Source organism: Granulicella sp. L46 (assembly GCF_009765785.1).
Classification (GTDB): Bacteria; Acidobacteriota; Terriglobia; order Terriglobales; family Acidobacteriaceae; genus Granulicella.
The window spans coordinates 174,642-194,125 of the sequence record NZ_LMUT01000005.1; the positions used below are offsets into that span (position 1 = coordinate 174,642).

The window sequence follows — 19,484 nt, forward strand, 5'->3', positions numbered from 1 at the left end:
AGGTTCGCGGCGTCGGCGTCCAGCTTGTGGGTGGTTTGGGCTGGGGATGCGAGCGTGAGGACGAGGAATGCGGTGGAGAGGGCTCGGTGGATGGCGCGCATGGTGGTCAGGGTATGGGAGATGGTGCGGATGCGCAATTGCGTGTGGGTTGATAGTGAAGGGCGAGCTTGGCGGCTCGCTCTTGGAGGAAGCAGATTCCCAGAGGGAATGACAGAATGAAAGGCAAGAGCAAGAACGGGAGAAAGCAGGTTCCTCGCTGCGCTCGGAATGACAGACAGAAAAGCAAAAGCAAAGGCAAAAGCAAAGGCAAAGGCAAAGGCAAAGGCAAAAGCAAGAGCAAAGGCAAATACGGGGGTCCTTCGCTGCGCTCAGGATGACGACGAAAAACGAGCAACGGCGCTGGCTTGCCGGGGGGCGCTCGATTGCCGGGAGGGCTAGCTTGCCGAGAGAGCTGGCTTGCCGGGCGCTCGCTTGCCTATGTGGTTATGGGTTGACCTTTAGGGTCCAGGGGCTGGCGGCTTCGAGGGCCTTGTTTACGTTCTGGATGTTTTCTACGCCGGTGGTTTCCAGCCACTTGCGGAAGGCGTCGGCGCCTTGTTTGGCGTAGATGGCGATGCCGTCTTTCCAGGTGGCGCGGCCGCAGAGGACGCCGTTGAAGGCTACGCCGGATTCGCCGGCTAGCTCCAGGGTTTCGATGAAGACCGGGTTGGAGACGCCGGCGGAGAGATAGATGAAGGGCAGGGTGGTTTCGGCGGCGGCGGCGCGGAAGAGGTCGAGGGCTTCGGCGCGGGTGTAGGCGTTGGCGCCCTTGTTGGCCTTGGTGCCGGCGACGTATTCCATGTTGATGGGGACTTCTACTTTGAGAACGTCGACGCCGTAGCGGGGCTTGGAGAACTCCTTCATGGAGCCGGAGACGACGGCGGGTTTCTTGCGGGCGAATTCGATGGCCTTTTCGTCGCCGCCGTGCTCGTCGTAGCCGACACACTCGAGGAAGAAGGGGATGTCGTGGGCGCGGCACTCGTCGCCGATGCGCTCGACCCAGGCGTGCTTGATGTCGTTGATGCGGGGCTGGTCGAGAGGGGTGTAGTAGAGCAGGATCTTGATGCAGTCGGCGCCGGCTTCGGCTAGACGGCGAACGCTCCAGAGATCGAGCAGGTCGGGAAGGCGGCCTTGCGTGGTGGCGTCGTAGCCGGTCTTCTCGTAGGCGAGTAGAAGGCCTTTGCCGTTGCGGTGTTTGGCGGCGGGCAATCCGTATTCGGGATCGAGGAGGATGGCGGAGGCGTAGTGGGTGAGGACTTCCGTGACGAGCGTTTTGAAGACTTCGAGATCGTGGCCGTCGGCGGTGGCGCCGCGCTCCTTGGCGAGGGACTTCTGCAGGGATCCGCGTTGATCCATGGCGGCAGCGGCGATGACATTGCGCTCGTTGGAGACGGATTTGAGACCAGCAAGTTTTCCGGGCGTGATTTTCATGATTTTCCTCGAACTGTATAGCTATTGGATGCTCGACCAACCCGTCGGGAATCGGGGTATAGTCTGTGCGACCAGATGAGATTGTACATAGCGGTCGGGAAGGATCGCACGCGGTGTGCGTTGTTCGCGCGTTACGTTATGGTGAAAGATCTGTGAAGCCCACCCACGACGATGGGGCCGTCGTGAATGGGGCACCCAGGGGAAGGGTTGGAAGCTATGCGCGGAGGCGGTCGCGTAGATCGCCGGCGAGTTGAACGAGGTGACGGAGGCGTGGAGCCTGGATCGGGGACGCGTCGCGGAGGGCTAGCTCCGATTCGAGCAGGACGCCGGCGAGGGCGGTATTGAGTTCGCTCTGGAGGGCGGATGCGGCTGCGGTGTGAGCCTTCGAAAGTTCCTGGGTGCGGCGGGCTAGTGCGCTGCGGGCTTGTCGGACAACGCGTGCGGCGCTGGAGAGGGCGAGATTGAGCTCGAGGATGAGAGCGCTGCCGGAGTTCTGGTAGAGGAGGTCGGTGGTTGCCGGTTCGGCGGAGGCCAGGCTCTCGTCGATGAGAATGAGGGCGAAGTCCTTGCGACGCAGGAAGGTGAGCGCGGCGCGGCGGCTGGCAGTGGTCTCGACTTCGGCGTGGAGTTCCGAGCGGAGGGCTTCCGCGATGGGTTGGGCGGCGGATTCAGGGGCGATCAGGAGGAGGGCTGTGGGCATAAGGGCAGAGTGTAGAGAGTAGAGGGTGGAGGGTAGAGAGGGCGGCGGGGCACCAGGGGTGGACTGAGGGTTCGTCATGCAAGCTCCTCGCCGAGGCCATATTCCTTGAGCTTGCGGTAGAGGGTGGTCTTGCCGATGCCGAGCAGGCGGGCGGCTAGTAGTTTGTCGCCGTGGAGCTGGGTGATGGTAGTGAGGATGGCTTGCTTTTCGAGGTCGGCGATGGACTGTACGGTGAGGGTTTCCGGCGAGCCGGAGAAGGTGGTGGCATCGCCGTGGCTGAGTGCCTGATTGAATTGCTGGAGGGATTGCTGGGCGTGGAACTGGTAGTCCTGCATCTGGGTGGGGAAGTCGCCTAGATGCAGGATGGGGCCGCTGGAGAGGGAGCAGGCGCGCTCGATGGCGCGCTCGAGTTCGCGGACATTGCCGGGCCAGTCGTACTCCATGAGCAGGTGTAGGGCTTCGTCGGCGAAGGTGTAGGCGAGGCCGTTTTCGGCTTTCATGCGTTCCAGGATGTGGGCCGCGAGTAGCGGGATATCGCCGCGCCGCTCGCGCAGTGCGGGGATGCGGAGAGTGACGACATTGAGACGGAAGTATAGGTCTTTGCGGAAGCGGCCAGTCTCGACCATCTGGGTGAGATCACGGGTGGTCGAGGCGAGGACGCGGGCGGTTAAGGGGGCGCCGTTATCGGAGCCGATGGGGAGGACGATTTTGTCCTGCAGGGTGCGGAGCAGGCGGCCTTGGAGATCGAGGGGGAGTTCGCCGACTTCGTCGAGGAAGATGGTTTCACCGTCTGCACCGGCGAGCAGTCCTACCTTGGCGCGAGTGGTTCCGGGGACCGCACCCTTGGCGTAGCCGAAGAGTTCTCCCTCGATCATTGCGGGTGCGAGTGATCCGCAGTCGACTGGGAGAAAGGGCTTGTTCGCGTTGGATCCGTTGGTGTGGATGGATCGGGCGACGAGTTCTTTGCCGGTGCCGGACTCGCCGACGATGAGGACGGGATGGGTGGTACCGGCGACCTTGGAGAGTATGCGGTAGAGCTTCTCCATGGCGGGCGAGTTGCCGACCAGGTTGCCCATGGAGGCGCCGGTGCGGAGGCGGTCGCGGAGCAGGCGGGATTCGACGTCGAAGGAGCGACGCGTCGCTGCGCGCTCGAGGGTGGTGGAGAGCTCTTCGAGGGTGAAGGGTTTGGTGAGATAGTCGCCCGCGCCGGTGCGCATGGACTCGACTGCAGAGTTGACGGTGGCGAAGGCGGTCATGACGATGACGATGGTCTGAGGATGATGGGCGTGGATGTCTTCGAGGAGAGAGAGGCCACCGCCGCCGGGAAGTTTCAAATCGAGGAGAAGGATGTCGATGGAACTGTGGGCGAGGGCGAGGCGCGCGGTGGAGACGGAGTCGGCGGACTGGGTGGTGAAGCCGAGGCTGGTGGCGATCTCGGAGCAGGCATTGCGGACGGGGGCGTCGTCGTCTACGACCAGGACACGGAGGGCAGGGGCGCGATCGGCGTCGGTGCTCCGCGAGACGGGGTACGTTGGTTTGTACTGGGGCCAGGAGACGGTCGAGGGCTGCGGCGCGGGGGCCTGGTGGGGGACCGGTGGAAGCGGGGCGATGGAATCGGGTGAGTACAGCTTGGGGGTTAGCACGGGATGATCCTCGGAGGTGCTTAGGGGGTAGGGGGACTTGAGTGGATGTTCGAAGGGCAGGGCTCGACGGTTAGGGCGGCTTGAATGGGCCACTTGAGACGGAAGGAGGTGCCCTGGCCGGGGCGAACGCGGATAGAGAGCTGACCTTCGCTGGCGGCGGCCAGCTCATGGACGATGCGGTGGCCGAGGCCGTGGTTGGCACCGGGTGGCAGCGGCTCGGGATGAAGATAGGCCTCGACGTTGGTTGGCGACATGCCGGGGCCATTGTCTTCGACGGTTAGCTGCAGACGATCATCGACGACGGCGAGGGTGACACGGATTTCGCCAGCGGGGAGAAAGGGAACGAAGGAGGCGCGGGCCTGGTCGCGCCGAATGGCTTCGGCGGCGTTGCGGACGAGATTGACGGTGATGCGCTCGATGGTTTCGGAAGGAAAGCCGAGTGGAGGAAGCGAATCCTGGCACGTGACGGCGACGTCCGCTGCTCCGGCGGCGATGCGGCGGAGCACAGGCGTAAGGCTGAGCAACATGGCGGCGTGGTTGGAGGTGTTGGCGAGGACGTCGGAGGTGCGCGCATTGCGGCGGCGAAAACGCTTGGATGGACGAACAGAGGCGGCGCTCGCGCTGAGCGAAAGGATGCTGGTAGCGGGCTTCGCCAGGAGGCGATGGATGAGCTGGGAGCTGCGGTCGGAGATGAGGCGGAGTTCGGTGGCGTAGTGCTGATGCTCTGGACGCAGAACGCCAGGGACCTTGAGGAGATCGCAGTAGAGACCGAGCGCGGCGAGCAGGTTTCCTGCGTCGTGGGCGAGGCCGGTGGTTTCGGCGAGGGAGGACGCCGGATGCGGCGCGGGCTGCGTCTTGAGGGAAGGCGCTGGGACTGGCGGTAAACCGTGCGGTGAGGGAACCCGTGCGGCCAGATTGCTCTGCGGTTGAGCCTGCATGGTGATCTCCGGGGTGAACAGGTATTGTTTGGTTTGAGTGGCCTATCGCGTTCCGGATTGGAACGATTGAATCGCGACGGGTTGGGACTACTCTTACCTCTATCGACAGATTTAGCCTTGAGATCAGGAATTCCCGAAAAAATTCCCGAGATGGAACAGGACTATGGGATGCACAGTAGCACAGGCGGTTGGGAATTGCAGTGATGGATGTACTGATTCGGAGCAGAGGAGTGGAAGGGTTTCTATAATGAGCGGTATGACTAAGGTTGAGGGTTCGGAGCTGTATCGCAGTGGTGGACGTGGAGCGCATGAGGCGCGGGAGCTGAAGTTGACGCCGGGATTTGTGGCGACGGCGGAGGGGTCGGTGTTGATTGAGGTGGGGTATACGCGGGTTTTGTGCAATGCGACGATTGAGAATGGGGTGCCGGGGTGGATGCGGAACTCGGGACGCGGATGGGTGACGGCGGAGTATGGAATGCTGCCGCGGGCTACGCTGACGCGGTCGCCGCGGGAGGCCGAAAAGGGCAAGATTGGCGGGAGAACGCATGAGATTCAGCGGCTGATTGGGCGAAGTCTGCGCAGCGTCGTGGACATGAAGCTGCTTGGGGAGCGGACGGTGATTCTGGATTGCGATGTATTGCAGGCGGATGGCGGGACGCGGACGGCGGCGATCACGGGAGCTTGTACCGCGCTGGCGTTGGCGCTGGGGAAGTTGGTGGAGGCGGGGAGTTTGAAGGAGTCTCCGATGCGGGAGATGGTGGCGGCTACCAGTGTTGGGGTGGTGGATGGGCGGGTGCTGCTGGACCTGGCGTATGAGGAGGACTCGCGGGCGGAGGTGGATATGAATGTCGTGATGACCTCGGGGGGCGGTTTGGTGGAGACGCAGGCTACGGCGGAGAAGGGGACGTACACGCGGAAGCAGCTGGACGAGATGCTGGATGTGGCGGAGGTGGGGATTCGCGAGTTGCTGGCGGCGCAGAGGGCTTGTCTGGAGGGTTGACGATGGAGACGACGGCGGGTCGGAGTGCGATTCGAGAGTGCGTGATTGCACCCTGGATTTCGGTGAAGAAGGGCCGCGGGGTGGAGGCGGTCGAGTTCTATAAGCGAGCATTTGGCGCGGAGAATCTTCTACTGATTGATAACGAGGGGGGCGTGGTGGCTCGGATGATTGTGGATGGCGCGGAGTTCTGGTTGGCGGACGAGTCGCCGGAGAATCGCAACTTCAGCCCGGAGACCGTGGGCGGCGTGACGACGCGGCTGGTTCTGGTGGTGGATGATCCGGATGCGCTGTTTGCGCGCGCGGTGGCGGCGGGTGCGACAGTTCTTTGCGCGATGACGGATGATCATGGATGGCGGGTGGGAGGGGTGCTGGATCCGTTCGGGCACCGTTGGGAGATGGCGCGGGAGACGAAGTAGGGCAATGGCGCTATGATTTCGTTTTGCGGTTGGAGGAAGGAATCGAGGAGGGATTATGGCGTGTCATCATTTTGAACATTTGAAGCCGGTGCCGAGTGCGAAGGCTAGCTATGCGAAGGGATGTGCAGAGTGCATCGCGATGGGCGATGAGTGGGTCCATCTGAGGGAGTGTTTGGTGTGCGGGAATGTGGCGTGCTGTGACTCGTCGAAGAACAAGCATGCGACGAAGCATTTTCATGCGACGAAGCATCCGGTAATGCGGTCGGTGGAGCCGGGCGAGGCTTGGGGATGGTGTTTTGTGGATCAGGTGATGGTGGAGTTTTAAGAGCCAGTTGTTCGTTGTCCGTTCTCAGTTGTCAGTTGGTGCGGAGGTTGGATGAAAGGTGTGCGGGTGGGGGCTTGTTGTGTTCGTCGGGGTGGTTGAAGTCCTACTCCGTTGCGATGGGTAGGCTGATGTAGCTGGCCTTGCCGGGTTCGTGCCAGATCTTTTGCGTGGCCTTGATGTAGTCGGTGGGCTTGGCGTTGAAGATGTTGGGGACGAAGGTTTGCGGGTTGCGGTCGTAGAGCGGGAAGAGCGTCGACTGCACCTGCACCATGAGGCGATGGCCGGCGGGGATGGTGCGGTCGATCATGGGTAGACCGAAGGTGAACTCGGCGGCCTGGTTGGGGATGAGGGCAGAGGGGTGCTCGAAGCTGGTGCGATAGCGGCCGCGGAAGATGTCGATGCCGATGGGGGCCTCATAGCCGTTCATGTTGTAGGGGGTGCCGAGGACGCCGGCGAAGGGGCCGGTGTCGCCCGCGCCTGCCGCACCTGCGCCACGAGTCATCGGGACGTCGGGGTAGACGTCGATAATTTTGACGACCCAGTCGGAGTCGGTGCCGGAGGTGGAGGCCCAGAGATGAGCAACCGGTTCGCCTGCTAGCTTGAGGGGCGCCTTGAGGGGCTCGGAGATATAGGTGAGGACGTCGGGGCGACCTTCTACGAAGTGCTGATCGGTGACAAGCCAGGTGCGCCAGTTGGAGCCGTCATAGGGACGTGGGGAGAACGGCACGGGATTGGCGGGATCGGAGACATACTCGTCGGGTGCGCCGGCTGTGGGGGCTTCGAAGGAGAGCGTGCCGTTGGCGGTGAGGTAGAGCGGCTTCGAGGTTTCGGGGCAGCCTTTCTCGCAGACCGTGGGCCAGACTTTGGGGGTGTCCCAGTGGTCGGTGCCGAGGCCTCCGAGGTTTTCGCCGCCGGCGTCATAGATGAGCGCCTTGGGGAGATCGAATTTGGGAGAGCCGGGCTTCAGGTAGGTGTTGAAGAACGGAACGAGGTAGTCGCGACGCCACTGTTCGGCTGTGTCCGTCGTCCACTGGAAAGGGCCGAGGCTGCGGCCACTACGATTGATTTGCGAGTGGAACCACGGGCCCATGACGATGTGGTTGAGCGGATCGTTTTTGTGCGTGGCCTCAATGGCGCGGTAGGAATGGATGGCTCCCCACATGTCTTCCTGATCCCACTCGCCCTGCTCCCAGAGCGTGGGGACGGTGAGGCCCTTGGCGGCGAGGAGATGATCGAGGGCCTGGGATTGCCAGAAGGCGTCGTAGGCGGGATGGGCTTCGACCACCTTCCAGAAGGGAAGTTGATCTTCGCCCATGGCGCGGGCGGCGTCGCCGGTGCTGCCGAGGCGGAGGAAGTTCGCATACTCGTCGCGGCCGCCGCGGGGGACCATGTAGCCTTCACCCCGCTTCGCTGTCTGCTCCGTAAAATAGTCGAGGTTCGGCTGACGGAAAGCGCCGTAGTGGAACCAGTCGTCGCCCATCCAGCCGTCGACCATGGGGCTTTCGGGTGCGGCTACCTTGAGCGCGGGATGTGGGTGGAGCAGCGCCATGACGACGGTGAAGCCTTCATAGGAAGAGCCGATCATGCCGACGCGGCCGTTGGATTCCGGTACGTTCTTCACTAGCCAATCAATGGTGTCGTAGGCGTCGGTGGTGTCGTCGGCGCCTGAGGTGTTGAAGCCAGAGCCTACGGGCGGCGGGGTCATGAGGTAGATGCCCTCAGAGCCGTACTTGCCGCGGACGTCCTGATAGACGCGGATGTAGCCGTTCTTGACGAAGTCCTCGTCGCTGAGCGGGAGGGCTTCGAGCATCTTCGGGGAGGTAGAGCGGGCGGCGCGTCCGGCGGCGTTGTAGCAGGTGCGCGTGAGCACGATGGGCGCTCCCTTGGCGTCCTTGGGCACGACGATGACGGTGTAGAGCTTGACGCCGTCGCGCATGGGAATCATGACGACGTGTTTTTCGTAGTCAGGCGCCGCGGCAGGTGTGATTGCGGGCGGTTTGAAATTGGGATTCAGCTCGTCGGTGACGGTTTTGGCCGGGTCCTGTTCCTGCGCGATGGAGTGGCTGGAGACGAAGAGGAGCGAAAGGGCAAGCGCGGTGGCGAGACGATACATGACGTGTCCTGTTGGCCCGGTTGGGCTGAGTGAATATTCAGGATAGCAGCGGGGGCGAGCGGTCTGTCGGGGAGTCGGCGCTGCTATGCTGGAGGTTCGTATGGAGGTGTTGGATATGGCAGATGAGACAGTTTGTATTACGGTGCGGCCGAATGGTCCGTTGCGGGTGGAAGGGCATATTGTGCTGAAGGATGCCGATGGGCGGGAGTGGGATTTGACGGGTAAGCCGGCGATTAGTCTTTGTCGTTGCGGGTTGAGCGAGAAGCGCCCGTTCTGTGATGGAGCGCATGCGCGGAATAACTGGTTGTGTGAGACCGTGCCTCCGGGAAATCTTACTTAGGGGCGGTTCTCAGTGCTCAGTTGTTAGTTCTCAGTTGTCAGTTCAGCGTTGTGGATGCTGTTTGGGAGAGTGCACATGCGGTCGATGAAGCTGGCGGTTTGTCTGGGGTTGGTGGGGAGCTTGGGTGGGTATGGTTTTGCGCAGACGGCGCCGGCTTCGACGACAATTCCGACGATCACGACGCAGGTGCCTGCGGCAGTTCCGGCGAAGGCTGAGGATGAGGCGGCGGCGCGGAAGGCTCGAATTGCTGCGGCGTTGAAGGACTATCACGGGCCGGAGTACGTGCGGTCGGAGGTGATGATTCCGATGCGCGATGGGGCGACGCTGCACACGGTGATTCTGCGGCCGGTGGGGAGCGAGAAGGATGGGGCGCCGCTGCCGTTTCTGATGACGAGGACGCCGTATGGAGTGGAGGGGTATTCGGACGTTGGGCTGAAGCTGCAAAAGCCGGAGCTGGCGGCGAGCGGATACATCTTTGTGGCGCAGGATATTCGCGGGCGGTATGCGTCGGGTGGGAAGTTTGTGATGAACCGGCCGATTGTTTCGCATGCTACGAAGGATGGTGTGGATGAGACGACTGATACGAATGACACCGTCGACTGGCTGGTGAAGAATGTGCCGAACAATGCTGGCAAGGTGGGCGTGCTGGGGATCAGCTATCCGGGGTTCCTGGCGATGATGGCGGGGATTGATGCGAACCCGGCGGTGAAGGCGATCAGCCCGCAGGCTCCGATGACGAATATTTGGGTGGGCGATGACTTCTTTCACAATGGGGCGTTTCGCGAGTCGTATGGATTTGATTATGTGCAGCAGCTCGAGGCGCAGAAGACGGATGGGGTGGTGAGCTCGAAGGAGGATCAGTTCAATTTCTTCCTGAGTCATGTGAACTTTGCGGGCGCGGCAGCGTCGGCGGGGATGACAGACCTGCCAACGGCGAAGGTTTTTCTGACGGAACCGAGTTATGTGAAGTTCTGGCAGGACATGGCCGTGGAGCCGCATCTGAAGCGGCCGGAGGTTCCTACGCTGGAGGTGGGCGGGTATTGGGACCAGGAAGATATGTGGGGGACGCAGGCGGAGTACGCGGCGCTGCGTGCGCATCAGAAGGCTAACGAGCCGCTGCATAAGGTGTGGATGGTGCTGGGGCCGTGGAATCACGGTGGATGGGCGGGCGGTCCGGGAGACAGGCTGGGCGGGAAGTTTGGAACGATTACGTTTGGTGGAGAGAAGACGGGTGCGTATTATCGCGCGCACTTCGAGGCTCCGTTCTTCGAGATGTATTTGAAGGGCAAGCCGGGATTTGATCTCGAGGATACGGCTACCTTCCGGACGGGCGAGAACCGGTGGCACACGTATGCGATCTGGCCGCCGAAGGTGGGATATCACGCGGAGCGTTTGTATTTGGAGGCCGATCATAAGCTGGGGTTCGTGGGGCCGAAAGGTGATTATGACGTGAAGGCGGCGGCGTATGTGGCGGATCCGGCGGACCCGGTGCCTTATCGGCATCGGCCGGTACAGTCGACGTATGGTGAGGGATCGACTTGGCGGACTTGGCTGGTGGAAGACCAGCGGTTTGTGAGTGGAAGAAAAGATTTGGCGAATTTTGAGACACCGCTGCTGACGAGCGATGTGACGGTGACGGGCGACGTGGTGGCGGATATCTTTGGCGCGACGACGGGCACGGATTCGGATTGGATTGTGAAGCTGGTTGATGTGTATCCCGAGGGCGCGGATGGGGTGACGACTCCTGAGACTGGAGAGGCTACGGGTGAAGGCGCGAAGGGCGGATATGAGCTGATGGTGGCCGAGGAGATTTTGCGCGGGCGCTATCGGAAGAGCTATACGAAGCCGGAGGCGGTGAAGCCGGGTGAGGTGGCCGAGTACAAGTGGAGTCTGCATGGGGTGGACCATACGTTTTTGAAGGGGCATCGGATGATGGTGGAGGTGCAGTCGAGCTGGTTTCCGCTGTATGACCGGAATCCGCAGACGTATGTGGAGAACATCATGACAGCGCCGGCGTCGGCATATCAGTCGGAGACGGTGTCGATTTTTGGGTCGGCGAAGTATCCGTCGCATTTGGATCTGCCGGTGGCGGATGGAGCGGCTTTGCCGTAGCGAAAAAGATGATGACGGTCCGGGTCAACCAGCATCCAAGTTGAAATGTGGACTGTGTTGCTTCTGATCGGATCAAACATCTTTATGACGTTTGCGTGGTATGGCCACTTGAAGTACAAGGAAGTGGCGCTGTGGAAGGTCATCCTGATCAGCTGGTCGATCGCGTTCTTTGAGTATTGCCTGCAGGTGCCGGCGAATCGGATTGGCTCACGAACGTTCTCCCCGGATCAGCTGAAGGTGATCCAGGAGGTGATCACGTTGAGTGTGTTCGGCGTGTTCAGCGTGTTTTACTTTGGGGATCGGCTGCACTGGAACCACTTCGTGGCTTTCACCTGTTTGGTGGCGGGGGCGTTCTTCATGTTTCACAAGTTTTAGGTGCGGCAGACTTCCTGACTGAGCGCGCGGGTCCTTGTTTGAGTTCGGATGACAGGGTCAAGCGTCGATCGCAAGATGTGTCAGCCACATCGAGGTTTGTCCAAGTAAATTATTGAGAAATGAGCACATGGGCCGGGTTTGTCTGGTTGCGATGTAGTCTAGAAAACGTATTTTCCAGAGAAACTTTTGCGCCCTTGGTTCGTATCTTGAAGAGTGCCTGCGTGTTCCCGGCGGGAAGCGGCTTTGTTTTTGGGCGCTTCGGCTGCGCGAGCGCCGGGTCATCGCTGCCTGGTTGGACGGGTCGTTCCCGCATCACAGGTAGAAGAAGAATGACTTCCGATGCGATGAGACCAAGGATGAGAGCAAGAGAGATGCGAATGATGAGCTTAGCGAGAGTTTGGGCGAGAGTGTCGATGATGATGGCTGTGCTGGCGGTTCCGATGATGCCGATGGCGGCGCAGGCACCGGCAGCTGCGGGGGAGCGGCAGGTGGGGACGGTGAAGTCGACGAGCGCGACGGGGCTGACGCTGACGACGGCGGCTGGGCAGGATGTGGTGGTAACGATTCCGGATGCGGCGAAGGTATTGATGGTCGCGCCCGGGAGCAAGGATTTGAAGTCGGCTACGCCGGGAACGTTGAGCGATGTGACGGTTGGGGATAAGGTGCTGGTGGTTGGGGATGCCAGCGGTTCGGGATTGACGGCGACGCGCGTGATTTTGATGAAGGCGGGGGCGATTGCGGCGACGCACCAGGCGGAAGAGGCGGCCTGGAGCAAGGGTGGGGGCGGGATTGTGAAGTCGGTTGACCCGGCCACAGGAACGATTGTGATTGCGAGCGGGCTGAAGACGGTGACGGTGATGGTGACGCCGCAGACTGTGATTCGGCGCTACTCGGGTGAGTCGGTGCGGTTTGCGGATGCGAAGGTGAGCACGATTGCGCAGATTCAGAAGGGCGATCAGCTGCGGGTGCGGGGCACGAAGTCGGCTGATGGAAGCACGATTACGGCCGATGAGTTGGTGACCGGGATGTTCCGGAATTATTCGGGGCTGGTTGCTTCGATCGATGCGACGGCGGGGACTGTCACGCTGAAAGATCTGACGACGAAGAAGACGGTGACGGTGGCGGTGGGGGCGAATAGCGATGTGCGGAGGATTCCTCCAATGATGGCGGAGAGGGTGGCGGCGCGGATGAAGGGAACGGGCGCAGCGCCAGGAGCCGCGGGTGCAGCTCAAGGAGCTCCGGCTGCCGATGGGGCGCAGCGCGAGCGGAGTGCGGGGTCGGATCTGTCGCAGATGTTGTCGCGGCTACCGACCGAGACGTTGGCTGGGTTGAAGGTTGGGGATGCGGTGATGATTGTGGCGACTTCGCCGAGCTCGGATACGGAGACACCGATGGCGGTGACGTTGTTGGCGGGCGTGGACGCGATTCTGCGGGCGTCGCCGAGCGGGCAGACGATGACGTTGTCGCCGTGGAGCCTGGGCGGTGGCGAGGGCGGCGAAGGCGGCGGCGGACCGGAAGGCGGACAGCGGTAGGCGAGTTCGCGATAGAAGCGGTTGCAGTGGAATTTACACGTAGGTAGGGCCTGGGTGTGTAGGCGTAGGCGACGTGTCGGTCGTCCTAAGCAGAGAAGATTCGGTTGTGAGGATCGCTGCAGAGCGAGACGGAAGACGGACCGTTGGAGAGTTCAGGAGTGAGAATGCTGGTTGATGGCTTGTGCAGGAAGACGATGTCGGGATGGTTGGGAGCAGGGTTGGCGGTCGCACTGATCGTTGGAGCGCATGGTGCGGCGAGCGCGCAGGCGGCCGGGGCTGCGGTGGTTCAGTCGGGGAAGACGCGCGTGCATGGCGTGGTGACGGATCCGGATGGAGCGTTGATTCCGGGAGCTACGGTGACGCTGACGGGGAACGGGCCGGCGGTGAAGGCGACGTCGGGGTCGGACGGATCGTATAGTGCGGCGGTGACGCCGGGGACCTATACGGTGACGTTCACTATGCCGGGCTTTGCTACGTACACGGCAACGGATATTGCGATTGGCGCAGCGAACGGGATGACGCTGAATGCGAAGATGCAGATTGGCGTGCAGTCGCAGGTGATTACGGTGAATTCGGATTCGGTGCAGTTGAGTGTGGATCCGGATTCTAACGCGAGCGCGGTGGTGTTGACGGGCAAGGACCTGGATGCGCTGTCGGATGATCCGGATGAGTTGTCGGATGAGTTGACGGCGCTGGCGGGGCCGGCGGCGGGGCCGAATGGTGGGCAGATTTATGTGGATGGATTCACGGGGGGGCAGCTTCCGCCGAAGTCGTCGATACGCGAGATTCGAATTAATCAGAATCCATTTTCGGCGGAGTATGACCAGCTTGGGTATGGGCGCGTGGAGGTGTTTACGAAGCCGGGAACGGACAAGATCCATGGCAACTTCCAGGTAAACGGAAACGCTTCCCAGTTCAATTCCGGCAACCCGCTGGCGACGGGATATCAGCCCCCGTACCACACGCTTTTCGGGTTCGGAAATCTAACGGGGCCGCTGAACAAGGGAGCGTCGTACAACATTGGCGGAAGCTATCGCGACATTGAGTCGGATGAATTTACGAACGCAATTATTCTGGCGCCGGAGGCGGGTTCGCCGATACTGTGCGCGCCGGGAGATGCGACGTGCGTGGAGACTCCGTTCCAGGCGTCGACGTATTTCCCGCAGAAGCGCGGGGACATTAATCCGCGGCTGGACCTGGCGCTGGGAGCGAAGAATGTTCTGACGACGCGGTACCAGTATGTGAACAACTCGGCTAAGAATGATGGCGTGAACAATTTGAATCTGCCATCGACGGCATACGACCAGAGTTCGTTGAGCAACATTCTGCAGATGAGCGATACGGAGACGTGGAACTCGCGCATTGTGACGGAGACGCGGTTTGAGTATGAGCGCGAACATACGTCGGTAACGCCGGCGAGCACGGCACCGGCGGTGGGTGTGTCGGGATCGTTTACAGGCGGCGGCTACTCGGCACAAGGGTTGAGCGATCACCAGGATCACTACGAGGTGCAGAGCTACAACTCGATTCAGTTGAAGAAGAATTTCATTCGATTCGGCGGGAGGCTGCGGGCGACGCGGGAGGCGGAGAACACGGGAAATCTGACGAACGGATCGTTCACCTATGCGACGTCGGATGATTATTTGGCGGGAACGCCGAGTCAGTTCCGGATTACGGTGGTGAACAATCACAAGATTGGGGACACGCTCACGGACGTTGGACTGTATGCGGAGGACGACTGGAAGGCGCGGCAGAATCTAACGATTTCGTATGGCATCCGGTACGAGACGCAGAATCATCTTGCGAACAACCAGGCGGTCGCTCCGCGCGTGGCGTTCAACTATGGATTATTCAGCGGCAAGGGTGCGCCTAAGACGGTGATCCGTGGGGGATTCGGCATGTTCTACACGCGGTTTGCGCAGGAGTACGTGCTGACTACGGAGGAACAGAACGGGATCAACACGACGTCGTACACCGTGGCCGATCCGGGAACGAGCTGCAATCCGAGCGCACCGAATCTGATTGAGGCGTGCGGCGCTACGTCGGACTCGCAGACGACCTATACGTCGGCGCCGAATCTTCGCGCACCGTACATTCTGGAGTTTGCGGCAGGTGCGGATCAGCAGGTGGGACGCAATGGAACGATCTCGGTGAACTATCTGCACACGCAGGGTGTGCATCAGTTTGCGACGCAGAATATTGGTTATAACTTTGCAGATCCTGCGGCGAGCACAGCGCAGTATCAGTTCTTCAGCGAAGGCGTATTCAATCAGAACCAGTTGATTGTGCATGGGCGGGTGCAGACGGGGAAGGCGATCTCGCTGTTCGGGTATTACTCGTTGAACTCGGCGCATGGCGATACGTCGGGCGCGACGTCGGACATTACGACGCCGGAAAATATTGCGGCGGATTATGGACGCACGGCGTTCGATGTGAGGAACCGGATATTCCTGGCGGGGTCGGTGACGCTGCCGAAGTATATCCAACTGAGCCCGTTCTTCCTGGCGCAGAGCGGAACGCCTTACAACATTACGACCGGCAGCGACAACAATCTGGACACGTTTTACAACGACCGCGCGGACCTGGTGACGGGCGTAGCGCCGAATGGAAGCACGATCAAGTCGATTCCTGGGTGCGGAACATTTGCGCAGCCGGGGATTGTGGGCGGAGCGCCGGTGGTGCCGATCAACTATTGCACGGGGCCGTCGCTGTATACGTTCAACCTGAGGGTGACGAAGACGTTTGGCTTTGGAGCGTCGACGCGGGCGAATGCTGGCGGAAACGGTGGTGGTCCGGGCGGTCCTGGCGGCGGTCCTGGTGGTGGTGGCGGTCGCGGCGGCGGTGGTGGTGGAGGCGGCGGTCGCGGCGGTCCTGGCGGAGGTGGTGGGGGTATGGGAGGCGGCGGCGGTACGAGTACGGGCAAGCGCTATAACCTGGCGTTCGGCGTGCAGGTGCAGAACCTGTTCGACAATAAGGATCTGTCGACACCTCAGGGTGTGTTGTCGTCGTCGAATTTTGGACAGTCGACGCAGATTTACGGACAGCCTTATACGACGACCAGCGCGCTGCGACGGATTACGCTGCAGACGTCGTTCACGTTCTAACTGCAGGCGGGGAAGAGAAGAGGCGCAGCCTGGTGGCTGCGCCTCTTTTGCTTAGATCACCTGGGCACCCGGATTTGTGGTGGCGCTCAGCGTAGGTGGAGCATGGAGCCGTCGGGGGGTGGGGGCGTGTCGTCGTCCTTATTGGGCTCCTGGGGATTGAGTTGGGAAGGAGCTGGCTCGGGTGGGGGTGGTTCTGCCGGGATTGGCTCGGCGCTGGTTGGTTCGGGCTGGAGCGGATTTGGAGAGTTGGGCTCTGTGGTTGGCGACGAGGGCTTGTTCGGCTCGAATTTGCGTATCTGATCGGCGATGTGCTGGAACTCGTTTGGCTTGTCGGAGCGCGGGTCGGCGGGGGGCTCGGATGTGGGTTTGGGTTTGACGTTGTCTGAAGATTTGTCTGTTGATTTGTCCAGAGGAGTGGGGTGGGTTTCGGCGGGGAGTTCGGCGACGACGATGGTCTTGGCGTTGAGGAACTCGCGCATGCCGGCGGCACCTAGTTCGCGGCCGTAGCCGGAGCGCTTGATGCCGCCGAAGGGAAGGCGGGGGTCGCTGGCTACGGGGGTGTTGAAGAAGACAGCGCCGCACTGGAGCTCGATGGCGAGGCGCTGGCGTTCGGCGTCGTCGGTGGTCCAGGCACTGGCGGCAAGGCCGAAGGGGGTGTCGTTGGCGAGGGCGATGGCGTCGTCGAGCGAGGCGACGCGGAAGAGCAGGGCGACGGGGCCGAAGATCTCTTCCTGGCAGATGGGGGCGTTGCGCATGAGGCCGGCGATGACGGTGGGCTTGAAGTAGTTGCCCATGTCGCCGTCTTCGACGAAGGCGCGGGCTCCACCGGTGAGGACGCGGCCACCGGATTCGCGAGCCATGGTGACCTGCTGGAGGAGCTCTTCGAGGATCTCCGGGGTGGCGAGGGGGCCGATGTCGGTGGTTTCGAGCATGGGGTCGCCGATGCGAAGGTCGGCCATGCCGGCGACGAAGCGTTTTTCGAACTCGGTGTAGATGCTTTCGTGGACGATGATGCGCTTGGCGGCGATGCAGCTTTGACCGTTATTGATGCAGCGGGCCTTGATGGCGTTCTCGACGGCGGCGGCGAGGTTGGCGGAGGGGAGGACGATGAAGGGGTCGGAGCCGCCGAGTTCGAGGACGGACTTCTTGACGAGCCAGCCAGCCTGGGCGGCGACGGCTCGGCCAGCGGCCTCGGAGCCGGTGAGGGTGACGGCGGCGACGCGGGGGTCGTTGAGAAGGTGTTCTACCTGGCGGGCCTCGATGAGGAGGGTTTGGAAGACGCCGCGGGGGAAGCCGGCGCGGCGGACGAGGGCCTCGATGGCGAGGGCGCATTGCGGGACGTTGGAGGCGTGCTTGAGCAGGCCGATGTTGCCGGCCATGAGCGCGGGGGCGAGGAAGCGGAAGACCTGCCAGAGGGGGAAGTTCCAGGGCATGACGGCGAGGATAACGCCGAGGGGGTCGTAACGGACGTAGCTGTCGGAGTGCTCGGTTGCGATGCGTTCGGGGGCGAGGATGCGGGCGGCGTTGTCGGCGTAGTAGCGGCAGCCGGCGGCGCACTTGGAGACTTCGTCGCGGGCGGAGACGAGGGTCTTGCCCATCTCTGAGGTCATGGTGATGGCTAGCTCTTCGATGTCGGCTTCGAGGAGCGCGGCGAGACGACGCATCCAGAAGATGCGTTGGTCGAGCGTCTCCTTGGGATAGGTTTTGGCGGCGCTCGCTGCAATGGCTAGCTTGGCGTTGAGAGCTTCAGGTGTGAGCGGATCAAAGCTGCGGAGAAGCTTTCCATTGGCCGGATTCAGGGATTGGATCATAGGCAGAGTGTAGAGGATTGAGAGTTAAGGCTAGAGCGTGTGGTTCGGTGAAGATTGAAAGATGGTTGCTTCCGTCTTGGTGTGAGTAGTGTAGCTGTAAGGCGGCGTCGGGGCTAGGAGGTGTAAACCTCTTTGGTTAACTGTGCGAGGGCGAGCGCGAGGACGCGGGTGCCGAGGGCGATGGATTCGGGGGTGGCGTATTCGTCGGGACGGTGGGATACACCGTTGCGGCAGGGGATGAAGAGCATGGCGACGGGAGCGATGGGGGCGATGAAGTTAGTGTCGTGGTAGGCACGTGCCACCATTTTTTTATAAGGGATGGCGTTGGACGTGCAGATGGATTCGAGGGTGGCGAGGATGTGGGGGTCGCTGATGGCGGGGACGTCGGCGTTGATTTTTTGTTCGGTGATGGTGACTTGGCGACGGGATTCGATCTCGCGGATGTCGTTGTGGAGGGCGGACATGATTTGGTTGCGACGGGCTACGTCGGTGTCGCGAATGTCGAGGGTGAGGGTGACGCGGGAGGGGACGGAGTTGATGGCGCCGGGATGGACGGCGATGGTGCCTACGGTGGCTACGGAGTCTGAGGTGCCGGAGGCGGCGTTGGCTGCGAGGGTGTGCTTCTCTATGGAGAGGATTGTTTCAGCGGCGGCGCAGAGGGCGTCGCGACGGTCGGGCATGAGGAGGGCGCCGGCGTGGCCGCCGAAGCCGGTGATCTCGTAGCGGTAGCTGGCGGGGGCGGCGATGTTGGTGACGATGCCGATGGGGATTTGCTCGCGTTCGAGGAGGGGGCCTTGCTCGATGTGGAGTTCTACCCAGGCGTGGTAGTAGTGCGGGGGGAGCTTGACGGTGTCGAGGCTGGCGGTGAAGCCGGCGGCCGTGCGGACGTCGTGCAGGGTCAGGCCGGTGGTGGCCTGGGGATCAGTTTCGGGGAGCCGGTCGGGGAGGTTGTCGGCTGTGGTCGGGTCAATGGAGCCGCCGAGGAGGCGGGAGCCGATGCAGCCGATGCCGAAACGGGTGGGCTCCTCGGAGGTGAACATTAGGGTTTCGATGGAGCGCTTGGGGATGAAGCCGGACTCTTTGAGGGAGCGCATGGCTTCGAGGCCGCCGAGGACGCCGACAGTGCCGTCGTACATGCCGGCGTGGGGGATGGCGTCGGTGTGGGAGCCGGTGCCTACGGCGGGGAGGGTGAGGTCGGTGCCGGGGAAGCGGATGAAGGTGTTGCCGATCGCGTCGACGCGGAGAGTGAAGCCTGCGGCTTCGGCGAGTGTGCGGATGTAGGCGCGGGCTTCGAGGTCGCGGGGAGTGAAGACGATGCGGGTGACGGCTGTGGTGGGGGAGGCGAGGGTGGTGTCGGTGTTGGGTGGGCAGTCGGTTAGGGTGGCGAGGTGGTGGAGCTCGCGGAGGAGGCGGTCGGTGTTGATGTGGAGGTCGGTCATGGTTGTTCCTTGAAGGAGCGGGCGCGCGATTCGCGCGCGAGAAGCAGGTTCCTCGCTGCGGTTGGAATGACAGACAGAAAGGCAAGAGCAACAGCAAGAAGCAGATTCTTAGAGGGAATGACAGAAAGAAAGGCAATAAGAACAGCAACAGCAACAGCAAAAGCAA

The 19,484-nt window shown here is 61.9% G+C and carries 15 protein-coding genes; 8 read left to right on the forward strand and 7 right to left on the reverse strand.

What is annotated here, in order from left to right; genetic code table 11:
- Positions 1 to 483 precede the first annotated feature (483 nt).
- The 4 genes from GSQ80_RS04865 to GSQ80_RS04880 form a co-directional block, all read right to left on the reverse strand.
- Complete coding sequence (locus GSQ80_RS04865) at positions 484 to 1,470, reverse strand: tagatose 1,6-diphosphate aldolase (protein WP_158786419.1); 987 nt, start codon at positions 1,468 to 1,470, stop codon at positions 484 to 486.
- A 214-nt stretch (positions 1,471 to 1,684) separates the two neighbouring features.
- On the reverse strand, positions 1,685 to 2,248 hold the full coding sequence (locus tag GSQ80_RS04870; RefSeq protein ID WP_158786421.1) for a hypothetical protein: 564 nt from the start codon (positions 2,246 to 2,248) through the stop codon (positions 1,685 to 1,687).
- A complete protein-coding gene (locus GSQ80_RS04875; protein ID WP_254059447.1) occupies positions 2,245 to 3,813 on the reverse strand; it encodes a sigma-54 dependent transcriptional regulator in 1,569 nt (522 codons plus the stop codon). The genes GSQ80_RS04870 and GSQ80_RS04875 overlap by 4 nt, the downstream gene beginning before the upstream one ends.
- A 20-nt stretch (positions 3,814 to 3,833) precedes the next feature.
- Entirely contained in the window at positions 3,834 to 4,751 is a 918-nt protein-coding gene (locus GSQ80_RS04880; RefSeq protein ID WP_158786423.1) for an ATP-binding protein, read from the reverse strand.
- A gap of 247 nt (positions 4,752 to 4,998) precedes the next feature.
- Here GSQ80_RS04880 and rph point away from each other — a divergent pair, with 247 nt between their 5' ends.
- From rph to GSQ80_RS04895, 3 genes are read left to right on the forward strand one after another with little or no spacing between them, the layout of a single operon-like run.
- Positions 4,999 to 5,751, forward strand: coding sequence for a ribonuclease PH (gene rph / locus GSQ80_RS04885; RefSeq protein ID WP_158786425.1), 753 nt, complete (start codon positions 4,999 to 5,001; stop codon positions 5,749 to 5,751).
- Positions 5,752 to 5,753: 2 nt separating this feature from the next.
- Positions 5,754 to 6,167, forward strand: a complete 414-nt coding sequence (locus GSQ80_RS04890) for a VOC family protein (RefSeq protein ID WP_158786427.1) — start codon at positions 5,754 to 5,756, stop codon at positions 6,165 to 6,167.
- A 55-nt stretch (positions 6,168 to 6,222) separates the two neighbouring features.
- Entirely contained in the window at positions 6,223 to 6,492 is a 270-nt protein-coding gene (locus GSQ80_RS04895) for a UBP-type zinc finger domain-containing protein (RefSeq protein ID WP_158786429.1), read from the forward strand.
- Between the two features lie 103 nt (positions 6,493 to 6,595).
- On the opposite strand, the gene GSQ80_RS04900 is transcribed toward GSQ80_RS04895, so the two are convergent.
- Complete coding sequence (locus GSQ80_RS04900; protein ID WP_158786431.1) at positions 6,596 to 8,605, reverse strand: CocE/NonD family hydrolase; 2,010 nt, start codon at positions 8,603 to 8,605, stop codon at positions 6,596 to 6,598.
- Between the two features lie 115 nt (positions 8,606 to 8,720).
- Here GSQ80_RS04900 and GSQ80_RS04905 point away from each other — a divergent pair, with 115 nt between their 5' ends.
- The 5 genes from GSQ80_RS04905 to GSQ80_RS23620 all read left to right on the forward strand — a co-directional run bounded on the left by GSQ80_RS04905 (position 8,721) and on the right by GSQ80_RS23620 (position 16,068).
- Complete coding sequence (locus GSQ80_RS04905; RefSeq protein WP_158786433.1) at positions 8,721 to 8,945, forward strand: CDGSH iron-sulfur domain-containing protein; 225 nt, start codon at positions 8,721 to 8,723, stop codon at positions 8,943 to 8,945.
- Between the two features lie 75 nt (positions 8,946 to 9,020).
- Entirely contained in the window at positions 9,021 to 11,057 is a 2,037-nt protein-coding gene (locus GSQ80_RS04910) for a CocE/NonD family hydrolase (protein WP_254059448.1), read from the forward strand.
- 45 nt (positions 11,058 to 11,102) lie between these two features.
- Positions 11,103 to 11,432 (forward strand): DMT family protein, encoded by a 330-nt coding sequence (locus tag GSQ80_RS04915; RefSeq protein ID WP_158786435.1) that lies wholly within the window; start codon positions 11,103 to 11,105, stop codon positions 11,430 to 11,432.
- A gap of 371 nt (positions 11,433 to 11,803) precedes the next feature.
- Positions 11,804 to 12,964 (forward strand): hypothetical protein, encoded by a 1,161-nt coding sequence (locus tag GSQ80_RS04920; RefSeq protein WP_254059449.1) that lies wholly within the window; start codon positions 11,804 to 11,806, stop codon positions 12,962 to 12,964.
- Positions 12,965 to 13,128: 164 nt separating this feature from the next.
- Entirely contained in the window at positions 13,129 to 16,068 is a 2,940-nt protein-coding gene (locus GSQ80_RS23620; protein WP_256369872.1) for a TonB-dependent receptor, read from the forward strand.
- 86 nt (positions 16,069 to 16,154) lie between these two features.
- Here GSQ80_RS23620 and GSQ80_RS04930 read toward each other — a convergent pair whose 3' ends face one another.
- A complete protein-coding gene (locus GSQ80_RS04930; protein ID WP_158786439.1) occupies positions 16,155 to 17,879 on the reverse strand; it encodes an NAD-dependent succinate-semialdehyde dehydrogenase in 1,725 nt (574 codons plus the stop codon).
- A 113-nt stretch (positions 17,880 to 17,992) separates the two neighbouring features.
- Entirely contained in the window at positions 17,993 to 19,318 is a 1,326-nt protein-coding gene (locus GSQ80_RS04935; RefSeq protein WP_158786441.1) for a M20 family metallo-hydrolase, read from the reverse strand.
- Between the last annotated feature and the right edge of the window lie 166 nt (positions 19,319 to 19,484).